We start from the raw sequence: 19,930 nt of genomic DNA, 5'->3' as shown, positions 1-19,930 counted from the left end.
TGAAATCAGATGCGCTCGACAAGATGAAATTCCGCCGTCCCGGGCTCTCACCAGAAACGTACCTCCAAAGAGCCATTCCATCTTCCTCGAAAGAGCGTTCTCCGCCTTCCTCCCGCGGTCTATTTTACCGACGCGCACATTGGCGTGCAGATCGTGCGCGCTCTCGCTGGCGTCTCTTGGGGAGGGGCGTGCGGATGACCCGTTTCTTCTTCCACGTTCACGACGGCATATCGGTCTTCGATGATGTAGGGCTGGAACTCCCGGACATCGCCGCTGCACAAGCAGCAGCGATCGAATTGAGCAGTCAAATTCTCAACGATGGACCAGAGGGACCATTGTGGCACGACCTTAACTGGCGGGTTGAGGTGACCGACAGCCCTGGAATAGGCGGGCAGACCTTCCTAGTTGTCAACTTTTCGGTCACGCAACGCGGAGTAAACTGACTTTGAATATCTCTGGGCCAATGTCGCGGCGTGCGAGGGACGAAAAAGAAGGCCCCAGTCAGAAGGCGAACTGGGGCCGTCAATAGTTCAACCGGCTTCGGTCATGGTGTGTCGGACAGGGCCGAAGCATCAGTACGAACAACACCGCCGATGGCCAACGTATCCTGGTCACCATGAACGAGGAAGAGGTACCTCCTTAGAGGCACGGCAGCATGTCACAAACCTGTGGCATGACCATTGCATATTCGAAAGGGACTGGGATTTCAGTGCCCAGTCTTGAAAACCAGGACGCTGCCGGGGGGACAGGGATTTCGAGCCCGGCAGCGCCCCTGCTTTCAACGATGCTCCTCCGGCATCAAGACGCTGTAGAGCTTCGCGAGCCAGAGGCTTCCCTTGATCGCCCAACAGGCGAGCCTGACGCGCGCTCGCAGGACTAAGAGCCGGACGGAGGCGCATCCAGACGCTCCTTTATCAGATCAAGGCGCGCGCCAGCCACCGGTGCAAGCGGCGAGAAGCCTCCCTCACTTACGGGGTACGGTTCGGGTTACGTTACGGTTACGGGTTCAGGCGGGTTACGGAGTTACGTTACGGTTCGGCTCTCTTTAGAGAGCCGTAACCCGTAACCAACCTGGCTCGAAAGTGCCCGCTTTCGAACGTCTCAATAATGGTGCATTCTGGACGTCGTCTTCCGACGGAGCACAGCAATGAAGAGTATTCAGTTGGCGATGCTTGTGACGGCCCTTACTGTCTTTGCTGGCGAAGCACATGCGGCGGGTGGTTGTGGCGAGGGCTGTTACAGGACGAGCGGTGGAGCATGTGTCGTCGACGGCTGGGGCACGGGAGCCAAGGTTCGGAACGAATGCCCAGCGACCTCTCGTCCCCGTCCACCCTGCGGCGGCCGAGACTTTATCTGGGACCGGGGCAAGCAGGCATGCTTCCAAAACAACCGCGACTGGTACTGACAAGGATATCCAGCGTCGAGATTTGAGCGTCAGCCCTGGTTCACCTTCCAGCGACCGCCGAAGCCGCGGTGCTGTCGTTCCTGCGATGGGATATCGGAACACGGTGGCAACGTGACGCGCGTCACAGCGGCCATCGCTGGGAGCGCGTACATCCTGCATCCGATGGCAATCAAGCCATACACAGAACAGGAAGAACGCAGATGAAGACGCTGAGCGCTCATGAACTGTCAGCCGCCGAGCTGGAAGCAGTTTCGGGAGGTTCTCCGACCCTCACTGTTCCAGCGGGTACGTTCGACAAGCTGTTTGCGGCGATCGATAAGAATCTTGAAACGGTGAAGCAGCTGCCGAAGGGCGGTTACCTTCCGCCTGGCTAACGCAAGCGAGCTGACTTTGAGCGGGGCGACGCGCGGCTTGCAATAACCGGCGATCGCCACCGAAGGCACAGGCCGCCAACTGAGGCGGCCTTACTTTTGGAAATACCACCACAACAACGCCGTCAGAGTAACGGTAGTGGCCATGCGCCGGCGTTCATCATGAATCTGTAATCTCTCACGAACGCGTGGGTAACCCTCGGCGTCGGCTTTGAAGCAGACAGATTCGCCCTATCTATCGGCGGCGGGCGAATTGCGCCCAGGATGACGGACAACCGATGCCGCGAGCCGAGCTAGCGAAAATGGGAATCGCCTGTGCGATCGCGATCGTCGCGACGTTGTTTGTGGCACTCGACGCGTTCGTGGACGTCAACTCAGGCGTGATCGCAAAGCGGATCGAGGTGGCGGAGGCCTCGATTGCGGAGGTCGCCATGAGCCAGCGCCAACTCGCCTCGGCAGTTCATGCGTGGGCCCATCGAGGCCATCAGAAGCGATCGCCCTCTGCGATAGAATAATGCTCGAGAGCTGACCTTGAACGGGCGACGATTCGTTTGTTCACGGTCCGACTCCGCTCCGTTCCCAAAGCACGAATCGCAGCCGCACAAGGCAGCACCGCGCAAATCTTAACGCCGCGTTGCGCGCGCGTGGATTGTTCATGCATTCCACAATATGAGCCTGGGCCTGATCCGGCGCGCACGAAATGCGACGGCCGCGCGGAACAAGATCACGGCCGCGATGTTGTCTGCGACGAAATAGAGTGGTGCCGACCCGCCAGCCCCCGGTCGGCTTTGAAGGCCCCGTGCTCGTCCAGCGAGCGCGGGGCTTTCTCATGGCCGGCGACCAGGCCCGAACCGCGCGGTGTTTTCTGTCAGGCGAACATCAGCGCGTCCGCTCGTTTCGCGACGATCGCGCGCGAGTTGATGCCAAGCCAACGCCAACTCGATCAGCCGCTGCCGGTCGGGACCTTCGGATGCTGCGGCGCGCTTCATCGCAGCCTCCGCCTCGTGCTCTGGGTCGTAGGTCGTACACATGCGGCCAATTTTAGCCGGCCGATAAGGACAAGTGCGTGGCAATTTCGTCCGTATGATTGCGGAGGACGAAAGTCGGGCCTGCCCGCAACCCAACACGATGTTACCGGAATGGAATTGCGCGGAAAGAGAGCTGTGTGAGCTCCCCTTCGATCAGGTTGGCCGATACGCGAAGACCGGCCGCGACGGAATCGATCGGGCCGGTCTTCGTATTTTGCGTACTCGGTCCGGCGAGCCTTAGCGACCCGTCGAGTTGTTCGGCCCCGTCGCCGGTTGTGACGGATTTTGTCCGCTTGGCAACAAGGTATTGCCGGACGGGTTGATCGTCGTGTTCATCCCGCCTGTGGCGCCGGTTGCGCCGCCCGTCCCTGTCCCGGTCGTCGTTCCGCCGGCGCCTGATGACACGCCGCCGGACGTCCCGACACCGCCCGGGGACGCGCCTGCCGAAGCACCGCCGCCAGCAGAGCCGCCGGCACTCTGTGCGAAAGCAGCCGTCGACGAAACGGCCAACGCAAGCCCCAGGGTGATCGCTGCGAGTTTCATGAAATAGTCCTCTGATCGTTGCTCGTAGAGGGGCTAAACGCGCCGCCGCGCGATCGTTCTAAACGCCGCGCGCACAAAGCAGTGAGACCAGGGTTCGTTGCCGTGAAATGCATCACAACCGGGTTCGGGTTCGTTCGCTGAACCGCGCCCAACGCAACGAGGCGGGCACCGGGCCCGCCCCATTCATCGTTCATATCGGCTCTTGCTCGAGAGAGGTTCAGTAGCAGGCGCGCGGATCGGTCTGCACATACTGGCCGCTCGGATAGCGGTAATAGCAATTGCCCTGGGCCAGATAGTAGCCGGGGCGCGACGCGGCCGTGGCGCCGGCGATTGCGCCGGTCGCACCGCCGATCACGGCGCCTGCGGCCGCGCCCGAGGCGTTGCCGGAAATCAGGCCACCAAGCAGACCGCCGACGATGGCTCCGCCCAGCGCACTGGCGCCCGGATCCGCCGGCGGCGGTGGAGGCGGCGGAGGTTCGTAGGCGACCGGCGGTCCCGGCGGCGCATAGGCTACCGGCACGTCATCGATATAGTCTTCGGAGATGTAGGCAGGCGGGCCCTCCATCCGCTGCGGATAATAGTACCAGACGCCGCCGACGTCCCACCACCAGCCGGCGCGGCCGTTGTGGACCTCGTGGCGCCAGCGTCCGCCGTTCCAGGCCAGATTGCCGCGATAAGAGTGACCGCCCCAATCGTGCATGGGGGCCGGACCGCGAGCCATGGAGCGGTGTGGTCCCGGGGCTGGGCCACCAGTTGTGCGCGGGCCGGGGCCGTGCGGGCCGGGAGCTGCTCCGGGTGCAGGAGCCACATGGGCCTGCCCGCCGGACTGAGGCCCGGTCCGCCCTGCCTGCGGCGGAGGGCCTTTGCGCATGGCCGGAGCCGGCGCACCGGCATCCTGCCCTGCCGGCTGGCCAGCTCCCTTCGGCGGCGCTGCCTCCTGCGCTTGCGCGGACAACGCCAGCAACGATGTGGCCGAAACCATGGGAATAATGATCTTCATGCGGCTGGACGCACTCATTGGTGCCTACCCCCTCAACTTTCGCAAATCGCCGTGGCCCGAGCGCGCATAGACGATTCGGATCGCGCCCGGCCGGTGCCGGCTGACATAACTGACCTGCCGAAGTCGGCTAGGTCCCGCAGCAGGCGTTTGAGATCGCGGCAATTTTTTGGCCCTGCGAACCGAGGCAGGTCTAGCGTGCCGGCTCGATCACATTGCAATTGCTGCGCCCCGACATCAGGCAATCCTGCATCTTGCTGGCGGCAGTGAGGTCCCGGGCGAGCCACAAGCCGACGGCAAGAATGACCGCAGCGATGATCAGGCCCGCGATCGCGCCACGACGGCTGTCGCCGGACTGCGGCCTTGGCGAAGGATTGGACTTGGAATGCTTAGAAGGCTTGGATTCGGGCTCGGACATGGTGACGCTATCGCTTGGTGAGGCGGTTTACCAGCTCTGCGGCCACGCGTCACATCCCGCGCGATCCCTCGCCGCTCACCCGCTGGCCGGACGCCTCAGCGCTTCCTTGCGCAGGGTCTCGACCGCCGGGGCGGCGTGCTGAGTGCGCGGCGCGCAGCTCGTCAGGATGAAGGCCGTCTGGGTGCACTCCCATGCAGCCCCGAGAACCGTGCTGTCGATCGGTTGTGGGCGGGCGGCCAACAGCACCGCACCGGTGAGAACCGCTGCCGCAGCCATGATTGCAAGGGCCTTCAGGCTCAGCCGGAAAAAAGTCATACCCGTGCTCCGTCTCGTATTGGGGCGGACGCTAGGCGCCGCCGCTGGCTGCCCCTATGAGGGGCATCACAATTCGGCAGTTTTTCCGGGCTACGAAGGATCGGCTGGGATAAGCGATTTCGTTGACCTGATCGGCTGCGATTATGGGTGGCTTCGCGGCGCGCGGCGATGTACACGCTTCTGCGTCGCGTGGCGCCTGCTTGTGCCCAGCCGACGTACCAACAGCAGTGATGTAGGATCGAAAGCGAGGATGACAAGGTTCGTTAGATGAGTTTCAGGGAACCAGGATTCTCCGACCGGCAAAAGGCCGCTCAGGAAGCACGCAAAAATCTTTTGAACAAATTCAAGTCGCAGCCGGGGCACGACGATCCAGCGGTCGCGGCACGTCGTGCCGAGCGCGAGGCGCTTGCGGCCAAGCGCGCCGAGGTAAAGGCTGCGCGCGAGGCTGAAAAGGCCGAGCAGAAGCGCATCGCGGAAGAAGCTGCTGCCGCGGAGGCGGCGCGGATCGCCCGGGAGGCGGAAGAAGCAATCGCCAGGCAGGCTGAGCTGGAAGCCGAGCAGAAGGCCAAACGCGACGCCCGCTACGCCGCGCGCAAGGCCAAGCGGAAGTAACGCGTCACGTTCAATTGAATTTGAACCGAGACGTCACGTTCGGGGCGGCCGACATGACCGCCCCGGAACGTTCGTAAGCGCCTGCCTTCGGCAAACGCGACGACGCCGGTGGAAGATCAGTTCTTCTTCATCATCCCGTCGTCTTTTTTCATCCCGTCTTTCGACATCGTGTCCTTCTTCATGCCGTCGCCCTTGGACATGGTGTCTTTCTTCATTCCGTCCTTGGACATCGTATCCTTCTTCATCATGCCGTCGTCCTTGCCCATCTTGTCCTGAGCGAAGGCGGCCGGCGACAGCGCGAGGCCGAGCGAGAGAGCGGCGGCCGAAACGCCGAGCACGATGCGGGTGCGAATGGTCATGCGAAATAATCCCTTCGAGATGGTGTTTGTCAGCGACGTGTGCCGCTACACAATCTCGACGGATCGACGCGCGTACTTGTTACGCGAGGCTGTCAATTTTTTCGGATGTCGTGGGGCGCGTCTCGCGCGATCCTCGCCCAAGACGTAGGTCGACGATTGAAACAGCGAGGCTCAGCGTGTGCAACGCAGCAAGTCCAGCCCTTGCCGCGGCATTCGGTCTCGAACTATCAGATTGAGAGAACTCGACGTCGAAGACCGGCTAGGATGGGCCCTCACGCCGGTCTCATGACCCGCCCAGATCACGTCAAACAAGAACCGCTCGAAGAACCGCTCAAGGGGATCATCCATGTTCACGCGCCGCCATTTGATCGCGACCGCCGTCGCTGCACCCGCCATTCTCCGTTTCGGCATCGGTACGGCGCGCGCCGCTACCACGCTGAAAATCTCGCACCAATTCCCGGGCGGCACCATCGACAAGGGCGATTTCCGCGATCGGCTCTGCCGCATGTTCGCCGCCGAAGTCGGCAAGCGCAGCAATGGCGACATCGCAGCCGAGATCTATCCGAACTCCTCGCTGATCAAGACCAACGCGCAGTTCTCCGCGATGCGCAAGGGCGCGCTCGACATCTCGCTGTATCCGATGCCCTATGCCGGCGGCGAATTGCCGGAGACCAATATCGGCCTGATGCCGGGCCTCGTCACCACCTACGACCAGGGCATGCGCTGGAAGAAGGAGCCGGTCGGCAAGGCGCTGGCGGACTTCCTTGCCGACAAGGGCATCATCCTCCTGAGCTGGGTCTGGCAGGCCGGCGGCGTCGCCAGCCGCTCCAAGCCGATCGTGGCGCCGGAAGACGCCAAGGGCATGAAGGTGCGCGGCGGCTCGCGCGAGATGGACATGGTGCTGCAGACCGCCGGCGCCTCGGTGCTGTCGGTGCCCTCCAATGAAATCTATGCGGCGATGCAGACCGGCGCGTGCGACGCCGGCATCACCTCCTCCACCAGCCTGATCTCGTTCCGCCTCGAAGAGGTGGCGAAGTCCCTTACCTCGGGCGCCGGCGCCTCCTACTGGTTCATGCTCGAACCGTTGATGATGTCGAAGGCGATCTTCGACAAGCTGCCGAAGAACCAGCAGGACATCCTCGTCGCCGTCGGTGAAGAGCTCGAAGCGTTCGGCCGCAAGGGCGCGCAGGATGACGACGTCGAGGTCGCCAAGGTCTATGAGAAGGCCGGCGCCAAGGTGAGCGCGCTCGATGCCGCCACCGTCGGCAAATGGCGCGACATCGCCCGCGACACCGCATGGAAGGATTACGGCGCCAAGACTGCGACCGCTGCGAAATTGCTCAAGCTCGCCTCCGACGTCGCTGCATGAGCCACGGCCCTCTCCCGGATCGTGACGATCGGGCCAATGCTGCCGCACGGACCGACCTTGCGGCAGCGCTTGATCGCGGCCTCGCCGCCCTCAACCGCATCATCCTCGTGTTTGCAGCGCTTGCGCTGGTCGCGGCCTGCGCCATCCTGAGCTACAGCGTGCTCAGCCGCGCGCTGTTCAAGGCCGCCAATTACTGGCAGGACGAGGCCGCCGTGTTCCTGCTGGTCGGCGCCACCTTCATGACGGCGGCGTACGTGCAGCAGAACCGCGGCCATATCGGCATCGAGGCCTTTGTCGGCCTGCTGTCACCGCAGGCGAACAGGATCAGGCTCTGGTTGGTCGATGCCGTGACGTTCCTGTTCTGCGCGTTCTTCACCTGGAAATCCTGGACGCTGACGCATGAAGCTTACGTCGACGGCCAGGTCTCCAACTCGATGTGGTCGCCGCCGCTCGCCATTCCCTATTCCCTGATGGCGCTCGGCATGAGCCTCCTTTGCATCCAGATCCTCGTGCAGCTGGCGCTGCCTTTCGCGGGAGCCAGGCGTCCATGAGCGTTTTCGGCATCGGTATCGCCTACGGCATCGCGACACTGGTCGTGATGTTCTCGGGCATGCCCATCGCGTTCGCGCTCGGCGCGGTCGCGGTCGTGTTCATGGGCATCTACATGCCCTCGGCCTCGCTCGACACGGTGACGCAGAATGTCTACGAGGAAATGGCCTCGATCACATTGCTGTCGATTCCGCTCTTCATCCTGAAGGGCGCTGCGATCGGCAAATCGCGCGCCGGCCAGGACCTCTATTCTGCCCTGCACGCCTGGCTGCATCGCGTGCCCGGAGGCCTGGGCGTCGCCAACGTGTTCGCCTGTGCGCTGTTTGCGGCCATGGCGGGCTCGAGCCCAGCGACCTGCTCGGCGATCGGCTCGGCCGGCATCCCCGAGATGCGCAAGCGCGGCTATTCCGGCGGCTTTGCCGCCGGCATCATTGCCGCCGGCGGCACGCTCGGCATCCTGCTGCCGCCGTCGATCACCATGATCCTGTTTGCGGTCGCTGCTGAAAAGTCGCTGGGACGGTTGTTCCTGGCCGGCATCGGCCCCGGCCTGTTGCTGGTCTCGCTGTTCGGCGGCTACGCCGTGCTCCGCTTCCGGCAGGAATATGCCGCAGCCGAAGCCGCTTACAAAAAAGGGGGGCCGGAAGCGGCCATCCTCACCCGTGACGAGTACACGCTCGCCGAACGCTTCAACGTGCTGCCGCGCGTGATGCCGTTCGTGCTGCTGCTCACCGGCGTCATGGCTGCACTCTACGGCGGTTACGCCACACCGTCGGAGACGGCCGGCCTCGGCGGGCTTCTCGCCTTGGGCCTGATCGCGGCGATCTACGGCGTATGGCGACCAAGCGACCTTGCGCCCATCATGAAATCGACGATCCGGGAATCGACCATGCTGATGATGATCATCGGCATGTCGCTGCTCTATTCCTACGTGATGAGCTATCTGCACATCTCGCAATCGGCAGCCGAATCCGTCGTCGCGATGCACCTGCCGCGCTGGGGGCTGCTGTTCGCGATCCTCGTCATGGTGGTCGTGCTCGGCTTCTTCCTGCCGCCGGTCTCGATCATTCTCATGACCGCGCCGATCATCCTGCCGCCGTTACGCGCCGCCAATTTCGACATCATCTGGTTCGGCGTGGTCATGACCATCGTCATGGAGATGGGCCTGATCCATCCCCCCGTCGGCCTCAACATCTTCGTCATCCGCAACGTCGCGCCTGATATTTCGCTGAGCGAGGTGATCTGGGGCACGCTGCCGTTCGTGCTCTTGATGATGGGCGCGGTGTTGCTGCTGTGCCTGGTGCCGGAGATCTCGACCTGGCTGCCGGACCTGGTGATGGGGCCGGACGGGAGCCGGTAGAGCCACAAACACCGTCATTGCGAGGAGCTCTTGCGACGAAGCAAATCCACAATCCCGCCGCGGAAAGACTCTGGATTGCTTCGCGGAGCCTGTCATCGGGCCGCGCTTCGCGCGGACCCGTTGGCTCGCAATGACGGAGGACTAGGACGCAGCCCGCTTCTTCTTCGCGTTCAGTGCCGTCGCCACCCGGCTCACAGGCGATTTGCCAAGCACGCTGGCCATCGCATTGGTCGCGGCCAGCAGCTTCTCCATGTCGATGCCAGTCTTCACCCCCATGCCCTCGAGCATATAAACGACATCCTCGGTCGCAACATTCCCCGTCGCCCCCGGTGCATAGGGACAGCCGCCGAGCCCGCCCGCGGCGGCATCGATGACCCGGACCCCCTCCTCCAGCCCGGCGTAGAGATTGGCGAGCGCCTGGCCGTAGGTGTCGTGGAAATGCATCGCAAGCTTCGCCGCAGGAATGTTGGCGGCAACCGCGCGCAGCATCTCCTTGGCCTTGTCAGGTGTGCCGACGCCGATGGTGTCGCCGAGTGAAATTTCGTAGCAGCCAAGATCCCACAGCGTAACAGCAAGGTCGGCGACCGCCTTCGGTCTGATCTCGCCGTCGAACGGACAGCCGAGCACGCAGGAGATATAGCCGCGCACCTTCACCCCGTCAGTCTTGGCGCGCGCCAGCACCGGCTTGAACCGCTCGATGGACTCCGCGACTGTGCAGTTGATGTTGGCTCGCGAGAAGCCCTCGGAGGCCGCCGCGAACACCGAAACCACCTTGGCGCCGGCGGCTCGCGCCGCGTCGTAACCCTTCTCGTTCGGCACCAGCACATGGAATTCGGCGCCGCTCACGTGGGCAACGCCGCGCAGCACGGCATCCGAACTTGCCATCTGCGGGATCGCCTTGGGCGAGACGAAGGCGCCGACCTCGACGGTATCGAGCCCGGCTGCGACCAGCGCCTCGATGAAGGCGATGCGGGCCGCGACGCTGACCGATGTCTTTTCGTTCTGGAGGCCATCGCGGGGCCCCATCTCGATGATGCGGACGGGATCGCTCATGTCACTCCCCCCGACGGCTCGACCACGGCGAGCTCGACACCTTCCTGGACGATGTCACCGACCTTGCATTTGATGGACGTCAGCACGCCCGCATAAGGCGCGCGCAGCGTCTGCTCCATCTTCATCACTTCCAGGGTGAGGATCGGCGCGCCCTTGTCGAGCTTTGCGCCCTCCTCGGCCAGCACGGCGACGACGGTGCCCGGCAGTGGAGCTGCGATCTTGTCCGCGCCGGTCTGCTCCTCGGTCTCGCCGCCGAACGGATCGACCCAGTGCAGATCGAAACGGCCATTGCGCGTGCGCAGATATAGCTCGTGCCCGCAGATCACCGCCGCGACCGAGGTTTTGACGCCATCCAGCGTCAGATCAAAGCCGCCGTGCTTTGGCGCAACGGTGAACGCCAGCTCGCGATCGCCGATGACCAGCGTCGACAACCCATGGCCGTAGTTCAGCGCGATCTTCTGCTCGGGCCCGTGCCCGACGCGGAAGGCAAAGCTGCGCTGGCGGCGGCCGACCGGCTGCCAGCCAAAGGTCTGCCAGGGCGAGCTTGGCTCGCTTTGCGCAACCTGCCGTTCTTCATTGACGATCGCAGCCACTGCCGCGCAAAGCTCGAGCTCACCGGGCGCCGGCGAGGCCTGTGTCAAGCCCGTCAGCTCGCGCTCGATGAAGCCCGTGTCGATCGCATTGGCTCGCACCTTCGGATGCGTGATCAGTGCCGACAGGAACGGGATGTTGGTGACGATGCCGCGGACATCGGAGTCCTCCAGCCCGCGGTTGAGCCGGTCGATCGCGACATCGCGCGTCGGCGCCCACGCGATCATCTTGGCCAGCATGGCGTCGTAATACGGCGAGACCGTATCGCCTTCGCGATAGCCGGCGTCGATGCGCAAGCCGCCGGTCTCCGCCGGTAGCCGCCATGTCGATATCTTGCCGACCGACGGCATGAAGTTCTTGGTCGGGCTCTCGGCGTAGACGCGCGCCTCGACGGCGTGGCCGTTGAGCCTGATCTCGTCCTGCTTCAGCGGCAGCGCCTCGCCGAAGGCGACGCGCAGCTGCCACTCGACGAGGTCGATGCCCGTGATCAACTCGGTCACGGGGTGCTCGACCTGGAGACGTGTGTTCATTTCGATGAAGAACACGTCCTTGCCGTCGGAGACGAATTCGATGGTGCCAGCACCGACATAGTTGACCGCGCCCGCCGCCTTTCGCGCAGCGGCGCAGACCGTCTCGCGCTGCGCGGCATTGAGCGTCGGCGACGGCGCCTCCTCGATCACCTTCTGGTGCCGCCGCTGCAAGGTGCATTCGCGCTCGAACAACGACAGGAGATTGCCGTGGCTGTCGCCGATGATCTGCACCTCGATATGCCGGGGATTGTCGACATATTTCTCGATCAGCATGCGGTCGTCGCCGAACGCAGCCTTGGCCTCGCGCTTGGCACTGACGATCGCAGGCGCAAGCTCAGCCGCCGAGCGCACGATGCGCATGCCGCGGCCGCCGCCACCGGCGGATGCCTTCACCAGAATGGGAAACCCGATCTTGTCGGCGGCCTTCGACAAGGTCGCATCGTCCTGGGCCTCGCCGTGATAGCCCGGCACCAGCGGCACGCCGGCCTTCTCCATCAGCGCTTTCGAGCCCGACTTCGACCCCATCGCAGTCATCATCTCGGCGGTCGGGCCGACGAAGACCAGGCCCGCATCAAAGCAGGCCTGCGCGAATTCGGCATTCTCCGACAGGAAGCCGTAGCCGGGATGCACGGCCTCGGCGCCGGTCTTCCTACATGCCTCGACGATCTTCTCGATCACCAGATAGCTCTCGGCCGCGGCGGGCGGGCCGATCAGGACGGCTTCGTCGGCCATCTCGACATGGAGAGCGTCGCGGTCGGCCTCGGAATAGACGGCGACTGTGCGCAGGCCCATCGCCCGGGCGGTGCGGATGACACGGCAGGCGATCTCGCCGCGGTTGGCGATCAGGAGCGTGCGGAAACGGCGGTAGAGCTTTGAACGGTCCATCGCATCACATCCTGAATAGGCCGAACTTGGTCGGCTCGATCGGCGCATTCGAAGCCGCCGAAAGGCCGAGGCCGAGCACGAGGCGCGTGTCGGCCGGGTCGATCACGCCGTCGTCCCAAAGGCGCGCGGTCGCGTAGTACGGATGCCCCTGGCTCTCGTATTGCGCGCGAATGGGCTCGCGAAATTTTTCCTCCGCTTCCTTCGACCAGCTGTCGCCATTGGCCTCGATGTTGTCGCGGCGGACCTGGCTCAGCACCATGGATGCCTGCTCGCCGCCCATCACCGAGATGCGCGCGTTCGGCCACATCCAGAGGAAGCGCGGCGAGTAGGCACGGCCGCACATGCCGTAATTGCCGGCGCCGTAGGAGCCACCGATCACCACGGTGAACTTCGGCACCGAGGCGGTTGCGACCGCCGTCACCAGCTTGGCGCCGTCGCGCGCGATGCCCCCGGCCTCGTATTTCTTGCCGACCATGAAACCGGTGATGTTCTGTAGAAACACCAGCGGAATGCCGCGTTGGCAGCACAGCTCGATGAAATGCGCGCCCTTCAGCGAGCTCTCACTGAAGAGAATGCCGTTGTTGGCGATGATGCCCACCGGATAGCCCCACACATGGGCGAAGCCGCAGACCAGCGTCGTGCCGTACAGCTTCTTGAACTCGTCGAACTCGGAACCGTCGACGACGCGGGCGATGATGTCGCGCACGTCGAACGGCTTGCGGCCGTCGACGGGCACCACGCCGTAAATCTCCTCGGCCGCGAACAGCGGATCGCGCGGCTTGTGCATGTTGAGGTTCGGCCTGGCCTGCGGCTTCAATGTCCCGACGATGCGACGGGCGATCCCGATCGCGTGCGCGTCGTTCTGGGCGTAGTGATCGGTCACGCCGGATTGCCGCGAGTGCACGTCGGCGCCGCCGAGCTCTTCCGCGCTGACGACCTCGCCGGTCGCGGCCTTCACCAGTGGCGGGCCGCCGAGGAAGATGGTGCCCTGATTGCGCACGATGATGCTTTCGTCCGACATCGCAGGCACATAGGCGCCGCCGGCGGTGCAGGAGCCCATCACGATGGCGATCTGCGGGATTCCTAGCGACGACATCTGCGCCTGGTTGTAGAAGATGCGGCCGAAATGCCGCTCGTCCGGAAAGATCTCGTCCTGCAGGGGCAGGAAAGCACCGCCGGAATCGACCATGTAGACGCAGGGCAGATTGTTCTGCCGCGCAATGTCCTGGGCGCGCAGATGCTTCTTCACGGTCATGGGGTAATAGGTGCCGCCCTTGATGGTGGCGTCGTTGGCGACGATGACGCATTCGCGGCCCGAGATGCGCCCCACCCCGGTGACGATGCTCGCCGAATGCACGTCGCCGCCATACAGGCCGTGGGCCGCCAGCGGCGACAGCTCCAGGAACGAGGTCCCGGGATCAACCAGCAGGTCGACGCGCTCGCGCGCCAGCATCTTGCCGCGGGCGGTATGGCGGTTGCGCGAGGCCTCGCCGCCGCCACCGGCAACCTGGCCGAGTTTTTCGCGCAAGTCCGCGACGAGTGCGCGCATGGCATCGGCGTTGCGCGCGAAATCGGATGACGATGGATCGATGCTGGAATGCAGCGGCATGGGGTCCCGCGTTTGGCTGTGAATTGGTTGGCGTTGAGGATCTAAGCGGTTTCCGACATCAGCTCGCGGCCGATCAGCATGCGGCGCACCTCGGACGTGCCCGCCCCGATCTCGTAGAGCTTGGCGTCGCGCCAGAGACGGCCGACCGGAAATTCGGACGTATAGCCGACGCCGCCCAGCGCCTGGATCGCTTCGCCCGCCATCCACGTCGCCTTCTCCGCGGAATAGAGGATTGCGGCGGCGGAATCCTTGCGCAGCGTGCGTGCATGATCGGCACGGTCACAGGCGCGGCCCACCGCATAGACATAGGCGCGCGTGGCCTGCCAGGTCGCATACATGTCGGCGAGCTTGCCCTGCATCAGCTGGAAGTCGCCGATCGGCTGGCCGAACTGTTTGCGCTCGTGCAAGTAGGGCACCACCGCATCCATGCACGCCGCCATGATGCCGAGCGGGCCGCCCGAGAGCACCGCGCGCTCATAGTCGAGGCCGGACATCAGCACCTTGACGCCCTCGCCCACCTTGCCCAGCACGTTCTCCGCCGGCACCTCGCAGTCGTCGAAGAACAGCGGATAGGTGTTGGAGCCGCGCATGCCGAGCTTGTCGAGATGCTGGCCGTGGGTGAAGCCCTTGAAGCCCTTCTCGATCAGGAACGCCGTCATGCCGCGCGGGCCCGCCTCGGGATCGGTCTTGGCGTAGACCACCAGCACGTCGGCGTCGCCGCCATTGGTGATCCACATCTTCGAGCCGTTCAGCACATAGCGGTCGCCGCGCTTGTCGGCGCGCAGCTTCATCGAGACGACGTCGGAGCCGGCGCCGGGCTCGGACATCGCAAGCGCCCCGACGTGCTCGCCGGAGATCAGCTTCGGCAGATAGCGCTGGCGCTGCGCGTCACTGCCGTTGCGGCGGATCTGGTTGACGCAGAGGTTGGAATGCGCGCCGTAGGACAGCCCGACCGCGGCCGATCCGCGCGAAATCTCCTCCATGGCGACGATATGGGCGAGATAGCCCATGTTGGAGCCGCCATATTGCTCCGGCGCGGTCATGCCGAGCAGACCAAGCTCGCCGAACCGCTTCCAGAGATCGGCCGGGAACAGATTGGCCTTCTCGATGTCCGCGGCGCGCGGGGCGATCTCGGCCTCCACGAAGGCGCGCAACGTGTCGCGCAGCATGCTGATGTCTTCGCCCAGATCGAAATCGATGCTCGGGATGTTCAAGGCGATTCCTCCTAGATCTTGTCGGGCTCGAACCTACCCCCGCCGGGGCGTTCTGGCGGTCGAAAAGGTTGCATTTTCCGCCAACTTTGGCGAGGATTTTCCAAAGGATTTGCGATGCCTTTCCAAGCCGCGACCGCCACGCCCCGCCGTGCCATGACGCCCGCAGCCTTTGTGCGGGGTGTGGTCGCGGCCTATGTCCGCTACGGGCGGGACCCGGCCGAGGCGCTGAGCAAAGGCCAGGTCCTGCCCGACCTCGTCGGATCGCCCGACGGACGGGTCACGGCGGCACAGTTCGAGGCGCTCGCCGGCCACGCCATGCGCGAGCTCGATGACGAGGCGCTCGGCTGGTTCTCGCGCAGGCTGCCGTGGGGCACCTACGGCATGCTGTGCCGCGCCTCCATCACCGCGCCCACGCTCGAGGTCGCGCTGAAGCGCTGGTGCCGGCATCACCGCCTGCTGACGGAAGACGTGCTGTTCGAGCTTGGGGTCAGCGGCGAGACGGCGACCATCTCCCTTCACGAGCAGCGCGATCTCGGAGCTTTGCGCGAATTCTGTCTCGTCACCCAGCTCCGCTACGTGCTCGGCTTCTCCTGCTGGGCCGTGGATTCCGCGATCGCACTGCGCGCGGCGGAATTTCCCTATTCCGAGCCGGTCCATGTCTCGGTCTACCCGACCATCTTCTGCAAGCATGTCCGCTTCGATGCGGAGGCGGCCCGCATCGTGTTCGACAAGCATTATCTCTCGCTGCCGCTGGCCCGCAGTGCCGCCGATCTCGACAACATGCTCAAGGGCGCGCTGCGCCTGACCGTGCTGCCCTATCGGCGCGATCGATTGCTGGTCGAGCGCGTCAGGCGCGTGCTGCGCGAGGCGCGCGGACGCATTTTGGGCGCAGACGACGTCGCCAGCGAGCTCGCCCTTTCCACCCGCACCATGCACCGCCGTCTGCGCGAGGAGGCAACCTCGCTGCGCGATCTGAAGGAGGAAGCCAAGCTCGAGCTCGCCAAGCAGGAGCTGATGCGCGGTCGCACCCCGATCAAGCGGATCGCGGAGATCGCCGGCTTCCGCAACGAAAAAAGCTTCTCGCGGGCCTTCCGGACCTGGACCGGCGCCAGCCCGCGCGAGTTTCGCGGCCGGTACCGCTAGAGGCCCGCTGGCAGCCGAACTTCGACGCGAACACCCTCATCCTGCCGGCGCCGCCGCAGCGATCTCCTGCACCGGCAGCGGCACGTCCTTGGCGACCCCCAGCACGGGAAAGCTGCGGACGTTCTTCACGTTGGGCATGGCGGCGAAATGCAACAGCTGCTGCCGCATGCTCTCGACGCTGGGCGCCACGCATCTGAGCAGATAGTCGGTGTCGCCCGAAATGCGCCAGCACTGCTGGATGCGCGGGATCGCCGCGATCGAACCCTCGAATGCCTCGAGCACCGGCTGGGCCTGGCTGCCGAGCTGGATCGAGACGAACGACACCACCTCGTAGCCGAGCAGCCGCTCGTCGATCACGGCCCGCACCGCACGGATCACGCCGCGGCTGAACAGCGACTTCAACCGCCGCAGGCAGTTCGGCGCGGACACGCCGACGCGCAGCGCCAGCTCGTTGTTGCGGACGCGCCCGTCCTGCTGGAGTTCGGATAAGATCTTCAGATCGACGCCGTCGAGCTGGTGTCGCGCGGCCATCCCCCACCTCGTCATGGTCGTGTCATGCGGACCAGCGAAGCACGCGGCGGAAGGGGTGCCAAGTGCTCTCCCGCGAGGCGACCGAAAGGAAAGCCTCTCAGTGTGTCCAGGGCTCGCCGCGCCGGAACGAGAAATTGTCCGCATACGCGACCTGGCGGTGCAGGGATTCCTTGGGCTCGATCACCTGGTAGGCAATCCCCTTGCGCTCGCAATAGGCAACCGCCTCGTCCTTGGTGTGGAAGCGCAGCGTGATCTGCTGCTTCATGTCGCCGGACGAGGTCCAGCCCATCAGCGGCTCGACCGCGCGCGGCTGCTCCGGCTCGTAGTCGAGCTGCCATTCCTTGGTCTTGGACCGGCCGGATTGCATCGCGTTCTTGGCGGGCTTGAAAATGCGTGCGGTCATTGGCGGTCCGGCCTCTTCGTCTTTTCGTTCGATTTCAATGCGTCACGGTAGCGATTGGTGGAAAGCGCGGGCATAGTATAGAGACACCTTTCGGGAACTGATCGGTGATTCCGGGGCCCCGGCTTTCGCACCCTCGGGTATAGTCATTATGCTGCACTGTGACAATTGCGTACCCGCCCTCCGCCCGGGGATCCCGCCAGGCGGCCCAGCTTCGCCGATCTCAGTGTACCCGCCTCCTTCGAAAGCTCCCGTCGCATGGCCTTCCTGAACATCAACGCCACGCTCCCCGAGAAGGGCCGTGACCTCAGGCTCGACCTGTTTCGCGGCATCGCCAACTGGGCGATCTTCCTCGACCACATCCCTGACAATGTCGTGAACTGGATCACGACACGCAATTACGGCTTTTCCGACGCGGCTGACCTGTTCGTCTTCATCTCCGGCTACACGGCGTCGTTCGTCTATGCGCGAATGATGCTGGAGCGCGGCTTCATCGTCGGGGCGACGCGCCTGACCAAGCGGGTCTGGCAGCTCTACGTCGCCCACATCATCCTGTTTGTCATCTACATCGCCTCGATCAGCTATCTGGCGCTGCGCTTCGGCGATTCCGAGATGATCAACGAGTTCAACGTCGCCGGTCTCGTCGACAATGCCACCGAGACGCTGCGCCAGGGCCTGTTCCTGCGCTTCAAGCCGCTCAATCTCGACGTGCTGCCGCTCTACATCGTGCTGATGGGACTGTTTCCGCCGGTGCTGTGGTTCATGCTGCGCAAGCCCGACCTGACGATGGTGCTGTCCATCGTCCTGTGGCTGACCGCGCGTCACTTCGGCCTGAACCTGAACGCCTATCCGGCCGGCCAGTGGTACTTCAACCCCTATTGCTGGCAGGTGCTGTTCGTGTTCGGCGCCTGGTGTGCGATGGGCGGCGCGCGCCGCTCCGGCCGGCTGATCAATTCACCGATCACCATATGGCTTTGCTTCGGCTATCTGGCGTTCGCACTGGTCATGACCATGGCGGGTCGCTTCCCGGCCCTTGGCGGCATGATGCCGGAATGGCTGTTCTCGGCCTTCAACCCCAACGATAAGACCAACCTCGCGCCCTACCGCTTCATCCACTTCGTGGTCATCGTGATCCTGGTGATCCGTTTCCTGCCGAAGGACTGGCCGGGGCTGGAGTGGAAGATCTTCGATCCGGTGATCGTGTGCGGCCAGCAATCGCTCGCGGTGTTCTGCGTCGGCGTATTCCTGTCCTTCGTCGGCCATTTCGAGCTGTCGATGAGCTCGGGCTCGCTGTTCGCGCAGCTCTTCGTGTCCATCGCCGGCATCGCGATCATGACGACGGTCGCCTATTACATCTCCTGGTCGAAGCGGCAGGACAAGCCGCTGAAGCCACCGCCGGCAAAGCCAGTGGCCGCTCCGCCTGCAAAGGCCGCCTGAGCCATGTTGGCGGCTCAGGCCGCAGCCTCGCCGTCATATTCGGTGAATTTCTTGTAGATCCAGTCGCGCCCGTCGTGACGGCGCCAGACCTTGCCATAGACGAGCTGCCCGTTGATCGAGCGGCGCGGCACGATCACGGTCCAGAGGTGCCAGATCTCGGCCCAGTTCGACTGTGGATTGTCGGTGCGGACGTCGCCATCGAAGGACATGACGCAGAACTCACAAATACGATCGCCGCGACGACTGTGACCTTCTGTGAGCATGATTTGCAGCAGCCCGTCGCGAGCCGGAAGCGAGTTTTGATCACAGCTGCTGGGGTCGCTGCAATAACCGATCGGCTTTAACCTAACCAATCAACCTTACCCCTGGTGGGTAAGCCGTGAGGCCGCTTGAAAGGCAGCGCCGACCTTTCTAGGATGCACGCGTGAATTGAGTATGAGCGTGCCGTCTTGGGATGCGGGCAATTTCGATCGAAATTGCATTTTGAAAAGACTTGCTGGCCGGGGCAACCACAATGAATTTGCAGTGCGCATATCTGCGCTTGGCGGTGCGCTCAACGCCGCCTGTTCCGGTCGTCACGACGTCCGTTCAGGGGCCGGCCAGAGCCGCGAACGACAATCGGTTGGCGTGGCCGTTTCTACCGTTTCCACGCGGCTGGTACGCATCGAATTGATTCGCCGCCGGAAACAGCGCAACGCCGCGCAAGCGGAATATCATCGCCTGGCAAACGTCCGTTTAGGCATTGTGCCGGGCAACGGTGACGCGGGGCGAGGTCAATCTTCGTCGTAGTAACCGCGGCGTGGACGGCCATAATAGTAGCCCTGCCGTCCTTGCTGAAACTGGGGCGGCACCGTGCCTGTCGGGTAGCATTGGCCGTCTCGGCTATCGATATCGGCGCCATTGCCGCAAGGAACGGGACCGGCATAAGCGCCGTACCGTCCATGTCGACCGTATCGTCGCGCGGCCTGATATTGCGGAGGTATCACCCCGTTCGGGTAACAGTGGCCGTAGATGTCGATGTCATAGCCGTTTCCGCAGTACCCAACCTGCACGATCGGGGTGTCGCTTTGGATGGCGGATGATTCGCTCTGGATCGCTGCGGGCGTCCCGAGCTGGAGGGCAAGGATTGCCGCGGCTGCGGCGCTGGTCAGTGGCATGTTCACGTCTCCCATGGCTTGCAGGAACCAACGCTGTAAAGCTCCTGTCGGTTTCCT

General features: G+C 64.0%; 24 protein-coding genes. 11 read left to right on the top strand and 13 right to left on the bottom strand.

Going from position 1 to position 19,930, the window contains the following annotated elements; all coding sequences use genetic code 11:
- The first annotated feature begins 194 nt into the window (after window positions 1-194).
- The 4 genes from BM222_RS23555 (at window position 195) to BM222_RS23545 (ending at window position 2,291) form a co-directional block, all read left to right on the top strand.
- Window positions 195-443, top strand: a complete 249-nt coding sequence (locus BM222_RS23555; RefSeq protein ID WP_092232836.1) for a DUF6894 family protein — start codon at window positions 195-197, stop codon at window positions 441-443.
- 704 nt (window positions 444-1,147) lie between these two features.
- Window positions 1,148-1,405 carry a hypothetical protein gene (locus BM222_RS43365; RefSeq protein WP_092232833.1) on the top strand — a complete coding sequence of 86 codons (258 nt, stop codon included), beginning with the start codon at window positions 1,148-1,150 and terminating at the stop codon, window positions 1,403-1,405.
- 200 nt (window positions 1,406-1,605) lie between these two features.
- A complete protein-coding gene (locus BM222_RS41240) occupies window positions 1,606-1,779 on the top strand; it encodes a hypothetical protein (protein WP_177243411.1) in 174 nt (57 codons plus the stop codon).
- A 299-nt stretch (window positions 1,780-2,078) separates the two neighbouring features.
- Window positions 2,079-2,291, top strand: a complete 213-nt coding sequence (locus tag BM222_RS23545; protein ID WP_177243410.1) for a hypothetical protein — start codon at window positions 2,079-2,081, stop codon at window positions 2,289-2,291.
- Between the two features lie 750 nt (window positions 2,292-3,041).
- On the opposite strand, the gene BM222_RS40175 is transcribed toward BM222_RS23545, so the two are convergent.
- From BM222_RS40175 to BM222_RS23520, 4 genes are all read right to left on the bottom strand, one after another.
- On the bottom strand, window positions 3,042-3,347 hold the full coding sequence (locus BM222_RS40175) for a hypothetical protein (RefSeq protein ID WP_143106021.1): 306 nt from the start codon (window positions 3,345-3,347) through the stop codon (window positions 3,042-3,044).
- Between the two features lie 217 nt (window positions 3,348-3,564).
- Entirely contained in the window at window positions 3,565-4,365 is an 801-nt protein-coding gene (locus BM222_RS23530; RefSeq protein WP_092232821.1) for a hypothetical protein, read from the bottom strand.
- A gap of 172 nt (window positions 4,366-4,537) precedes the next feature.
- Window positions 4,538-4,762 carry a hypothetical protein gene (locus tag BM222_RS23525; RefSeq protein WP_092232817.1) on the bottom strand — a complete coding sequence of 75 codons (225 nt, stop codon included), beginning with the start codon at window positions 4,760-4,762 and terminating at the stop codon, window positions 4,538-4,540.
- 75 nt (window positions 4,763-4,837) lie between these two features.
- Window positions 4,838-5,077 carry a hypothetical protein gene (locus BM222_RS23520; protein ID WP_092232814.1) on the bottom strand — a complete coding sequence of 80 codons (240 nt, stop codon included), beginning with the start codon at window positions 5,075-5,077 and terminating at the stop codon, window positions 4,838-4,840.
- Between the two features lie 267 nt (window positions 5,078-5,344).
- On the opposite strand from BM222_RS23520, the gene BM222_RS23515 reads away from it, so the two are divergent.
- A complete protein-coding gene (locus BM222_RS23515) occupies window positions 5,345-5,689 on the top strand; it encodes a DUF6481 family protein (protein WP_092232811.1) in 345 nt (114 codons plus the stop codon).
- A gap of 116 nt (window positions 5,690-5,805) precedes the next feature.
- Here the strand turns inward: BM222_RS23515 and BM222_RS23510 are convergent, their stop codons facing one another.
- Window positions 5,806-6,048 carry a pentapeptide MXKDX repeat protein gene (locus BM222_RS23510; RefSeq protein WP_092232808.1) on the bottom strand — a complete coding sequence of 81 codons (243 nt, stop codon included), beginning with the start codon at window positions 6,046-6,048 and terminating at the stop codon, window positions 5,806-5,808.
- A gap of 346 nt (window positions 6,049-6,394) precedes the next feature.
- On the opposite strand from BM222_RS23510, the gene BM222_RS23505 reads away from it, so the two are divergent.
- Genes BM222_RS23505 through BM222_RS23495 form a run of 3 tightly spaced genes read left to right on the top strand, consistent with a single transcriptional unit; the run spans window position 6,395 to window position 9,323 of the window.
- Window positions 6,395-7,417: a TRAP transporter substrate-binding protein gene (locus tag BM222_RS23505; RefSeq protein ID WP_092232805.1), complete on the top strand. Its 1,023-nt coding sequence runs from the start codon at window positions 6,395-6,397 to the stop codon at window positions 7,415-7,417.
- Window positions 7,414-7,968: a TRAP transporter small permease gene (locus tag BM222_RS23500; RefSeq protein WP_092232802.1), complete on the top strand. Its 555-nt coding sequence runs from the start codon at window positions 7,414-7,416 to the stop codon at window positions 7,966-7,968. The genes BM222_RS23505 and BM222_RS23500 overlap by 4 nt, the downstream gene beginning before the upstream one ends.
- On the top strand, window positions 7,965-9,323 hold the full coding sequence (locus tag BM222_RS23495) for a TRAP transporter large permease (RefSeq protein ID WP_092232797.1): 1,359 nt from the start codon (window positions 7,965-7,967) through the stop codon (window positions 9,321-9,323). Before BM222_RS23500 ends, BM222_RS23495 begins: the two co-directional genes overlap by 4 nt.
- Before the next feature lie 141 nt (window positions 9,324-9,464).
- Here the strand turns inward: BM222_RS23495 and BM222_RS23490 are convergent, their stop codons facing one another.
- Genes BM222_RS23490 through BM222_RS23475 form a run of 4 tightly spaced genes read right to left on the bottom strand, consistent with a single transcriptional unit; the run spans window position 9,465 to window position 15,160 of the window.
- A complete protein-coding gene (locus BM222_RS23490; protein WP_092232794.1) occupies window positions 9,465-10,376 on the bottom strand; it encodes a hydroxymethylglutaryl-CoA lyase in 912 nt (303 codons plus the stop codon).
- Window positions 10,373-12,382, bottom strand: coding sequence for an acetyl/propionyl/methylcrotonyl-CoA carboxylase subunit alpha (locus BM222_RS23485; protein ID WP_177243409.1), 2,010 nt, complete (start codon window positions 12,380-12,382; stop codon window positions 10,373-10,375). Before BM222_RS23485 ends, BM222_RS23490 begins: the two co-directional genes overlap by 4 nt.
- Window positions 12,383-12,386: 4 nt before the next feature.
- A complete protein-coding gene (locus BM222_RS23480) occupies window positions 12,387-13,991 on the bottom strand; it encodes a carboxyl transferase domain-containing protein (protein ID WP_092232788.1) in 1,605 nt (534 codons plus the stop codon).
- A gap of 41 nt (window positions 13,992-14,032) precedes the next feature.
- Window positions 14,033-15,160 (bottom strand): isovaleryl-CoA dehydrogenase, encoded by a 1,128-nt coding sequence (locus BM222_RS23475; RefSeq protein WP_092233080.1) that lies wholly within the window; start codon window positions 15,158-15,160, stop codon window positions 14,033-14,035.
- A 159-nt stretch (window positions 15,161-15,319) separates the two neighbouring features.
- Here BM222_RS23475 and BM222_RS23470 point away from each other — a divergent pair, with 159 nt between their 5' ends.
- Window positions 15,320-16,348 (top strand): AraC family transcriptional regulator, encoded by a 1,029-nt coding sequence (locus BM222_RS23470; protein WP_092232785.1) that lies wholly within the window; start codon window positions 15,320-15,322, stop codon window positions 16,346-16,348.
- Window positions 16,349-16,384: 36 nt separating this feature from the next.
- Here the strand turns inward: BM222_RS23470 and BM222_RS23465 are convergent, their stop codons facing one another.
- Together BM222_RS23465 and BM222_RS23460 are read right to left on the bottom strand one after the other, a co-directional pair.
- On the bottom strand, window positions 16,385-16,879 hold the full coding sequence (locus BM222_RS23465) for an Lrp/AsnC family transcriptional regulator (RefSeq protein WP_092232782.1): 495 nt from the start codon (window positions 16,877-16,879) through the stop codon (window positions 16,385-16,387).
- 97 nt (window positions 16,880-16,976) lie between these two features.
- Window positions 16,977-17,282, bottom strand: coding sequence for an ETC complex I subunit (locus BM222_RS23460; RefSeq protein WP_057754809.1), 306 nt, complete (start codon window positions 17,280-17,282; stop codon window positions 16,977-16,979).
- Between the two features lie 255 nt (window positions 17,283-17,537).
- On the opposite strand from BM222_RS23460, the gene BM222_RS23455 reads away from it, so the two are divergent.
- On the top strand, window positions 17,538-18,716 hold the full coding sequence (locus BM222_RS23455; protein ID WP_092232779.1) for an OpgC domain-containing protein: 1,179 nt from the start codon (window positions 17,538-17,540) through the stop codon (window positions 18,714-18,716).
- A 14-nt stretch (window positions 18,717-18,730) separates the two neighbouring features.
- On the opposite strand, the gene BM222_RS23450 is transcribed toward BM222_RS23455, so the two are convergent.
- Window positions 18,731-18,925, bottom strand: coding sequence for a hypothetical protein (locus BM222_RS23450; protein ID WP_092232776.1), 195 nt, complete (start codon window positions 18,923-18,925; stop codon window positions 18,731-18,733).
- A gap of 226 nt (window positions 18,926-19,151) precedes the next feature.
- Here BM222_RS23450 and BM222_RS41235 point away from each other — a divergent pair, with 226 nt between their 5' ends.
- The gene (locus BM222_RS41235; protein ID WP_177243407.1) at window positions 19,152-19,505 is read left to right on the top strand and encodes a hypothetical protein; all 354 of its coding nucleotides are present in this window, start codon (window positions 19,152-19,154) and stop codon (window positions 19,503-19,505) included.
- Here BM222_RS41235 and BM222_RS23445 read toward each other — a convergent pair.
- Entirely contained in the window at window positions 19,490-19,873 is a 384-nt protein-coding gene (locus BM222_RS23445) for a hypothetical protein (RefSeq protein ID WP_143106019.1), read from the bottom strand. The genes BM222_RS41235 and BM222_RS23445 overlap by 16 nt on opposite strands.
- Between the last annotated feature and the right edge of the window lie 57 nt (window positions 19,874-19,930).

The organism is Bradyrhizobium sp. Gha (assembly GCF_900113735.1).
Lineage (GTDB): Bacteria > Pseudomonadota > Alphaproteobacteria > Rhizobiales > Xanthobacteraceae > Bradyrhizobium.
This window is presented reverse-complemented; position numbering and strand designations above follow the sequence as displayed.

Coding starts and splice junctions, on each gene's coding strand:
- BM222_RS23555 (WP_092232836.1), top strand. CDS start 195: ATGACCCGTTTCTTCTTCCACGTTCACGACGGCATATCGGTCTTCGAT.
- BM222_RS43365 (WP_092232833.1), top strand. CDS start 1,148: ATGAAGAGTATTCAGTTGGCGATGCTTGTGACGGCCCTTACTGTCTTT.
- BM222_RS41240 (WP_177243411.1), top strand. CDS start 1,606: ATGAAGACGCTGAGCGCTCATGAACTGTCAGCCGCCGAGCTGGAAGCA.
- BM222_RS23545 (WP_177243410.1), top strand. CDS start 2,079: ATGGGAATCGCCTGTGCGATCGCGATCGTCGCGACGTTGTTTGTGGCA.
- BM222_RS40175 (WP_143106021.1), bottom strand. CDS start 3,347: ATGAAACTCGCAGCGATCACCCTGGGGCTTGCGTTGGCCGTTTCGTCG.
- BM222_RS23530 (WP_092232821.1), bottom strand. CDS start 4,365: ATGAGTGCGTCCAGCCGCATGAAGATCATTATTCCCATGGTTTCGGCC.
- BM222_RS23525 (WP_092232817.1), bottom strand. CDS start 4,762: ATGTCCGAGCCCGAATCCAAGCCTTCTAAGCATTCCAAGTCCAATCCT.
- BM222_RS23520 (WP_092232814.1), bottom strand. CDS start 5,077: ATGACTTTTTTCCGGCTGAGCCTGAAGGCCCTTGCAATCATGGCTGCG.
- BM222_RS23515 (WP_092232811.1), top strand. CDS start 5,345: ATGAGTTTCAGGGAACCAGGATTCTCCGACCGGCAAAAGGCCGCTCAG.
- BM222_RS23510 (WP_092232808.1), bottom strand. CDS start 6,048: ATGACCATTCGCACCCGCATCGTGCTCGGCGTTTCGGCCGCCGCTCTC.
- BM222_RS23505 (WP_092232805.1), top strand. CDS start 6,395: ATGTTCACGCGCCGCCATTTGATCGCGACCGCCGTCGCTGCACCCGCC.
- BM222_RS23500 (WP_092232802.1), top strand. CDS start 7,414: ATGAGCCACGGCCCTCTCCCGGATCGTGACGATCGGGCCAATGCTGCC.
- BM222_RS23495 (WP_092232797.1), top strand. CDS start 7,965: ATGAGCGTTTTCGGCATCGGTATCGCCTACGGCATCGCGACACTGGTC.
- BM222_RS23490 (WP_092232794.1), bottom strand. CDS start 10,376: ATGAGCGATCCCGTCCGCATCATCGAGATGGGGCCCCGCGATGGCCTC.
- BM222_RS23485 (WP_177243409.1), bottom strand. CDS start 12,382: ATGGACCGTTCAAAGCTCTACCGCCGTTTCCGCACGCTCCTGATCGCC.
- BM222_RS23480 (WP_092232788.1), bottom strand. CDS start 13,991: ATGCCGCTGCATTCCAGCATCGATCCATCGTCATCCGATTTCGCGCGC.
- BM222_RS23475 (WP_092233080.1), bottom strand. CDS start 15,160: ATGCTGCGCGACACGTTGCGCGCCTTCGTGGAGGCCGAGATCGCCCCG.
- BM222_RS23470 (WP_092232785.1), top strand. CDS start 15,320: ATGCCTTTCCAAGCCGCGACCGCCACGCCCCGCCGTGCCATGACGCCC.
- BM222_RS23465 (WP_092232782.1), bottom strand. CDS start 16,879: ATGGCCGCGCGACACCAGCTCGACGGCGTCGATCTGAAGATCTTATCC.
- BM222_RS23460 (WP_057754809.1), bottom strand. CDS start 17,282: ATGACCGCACGCATTTTCAAGCCCGCCAAGAACGCGATGCAATCCGGC.
- BM222_RS23455 (WP_092232779.1), top strand. CDS start 17,538: ATGGCCTTCCTGAACATCAACGCCACGCTCCCCGAGAAGGGCCGTGAC.
- BM222_RS23450 (WP_092232776.1), bottom strand. CDS start 18,925: ATGTCCTTCGATGGCGACGTCCGCACCGACAATCCACAGTCGAACTGG.
- BM222_RS41235 (WP_177243407.1), top strand. CDS start 19,152: ATGAGCGTGCCGTCTTGGGATGCGGGCAATTTCGATCGAAATTGCATT.
- BM222_RS23445 (WP_143106019.1), bottom strand. CDS start 19,873: ATGCCACTGACCAGCGCCGCAGCCGCGGCAATCCTTGCCCTCCAGCTC.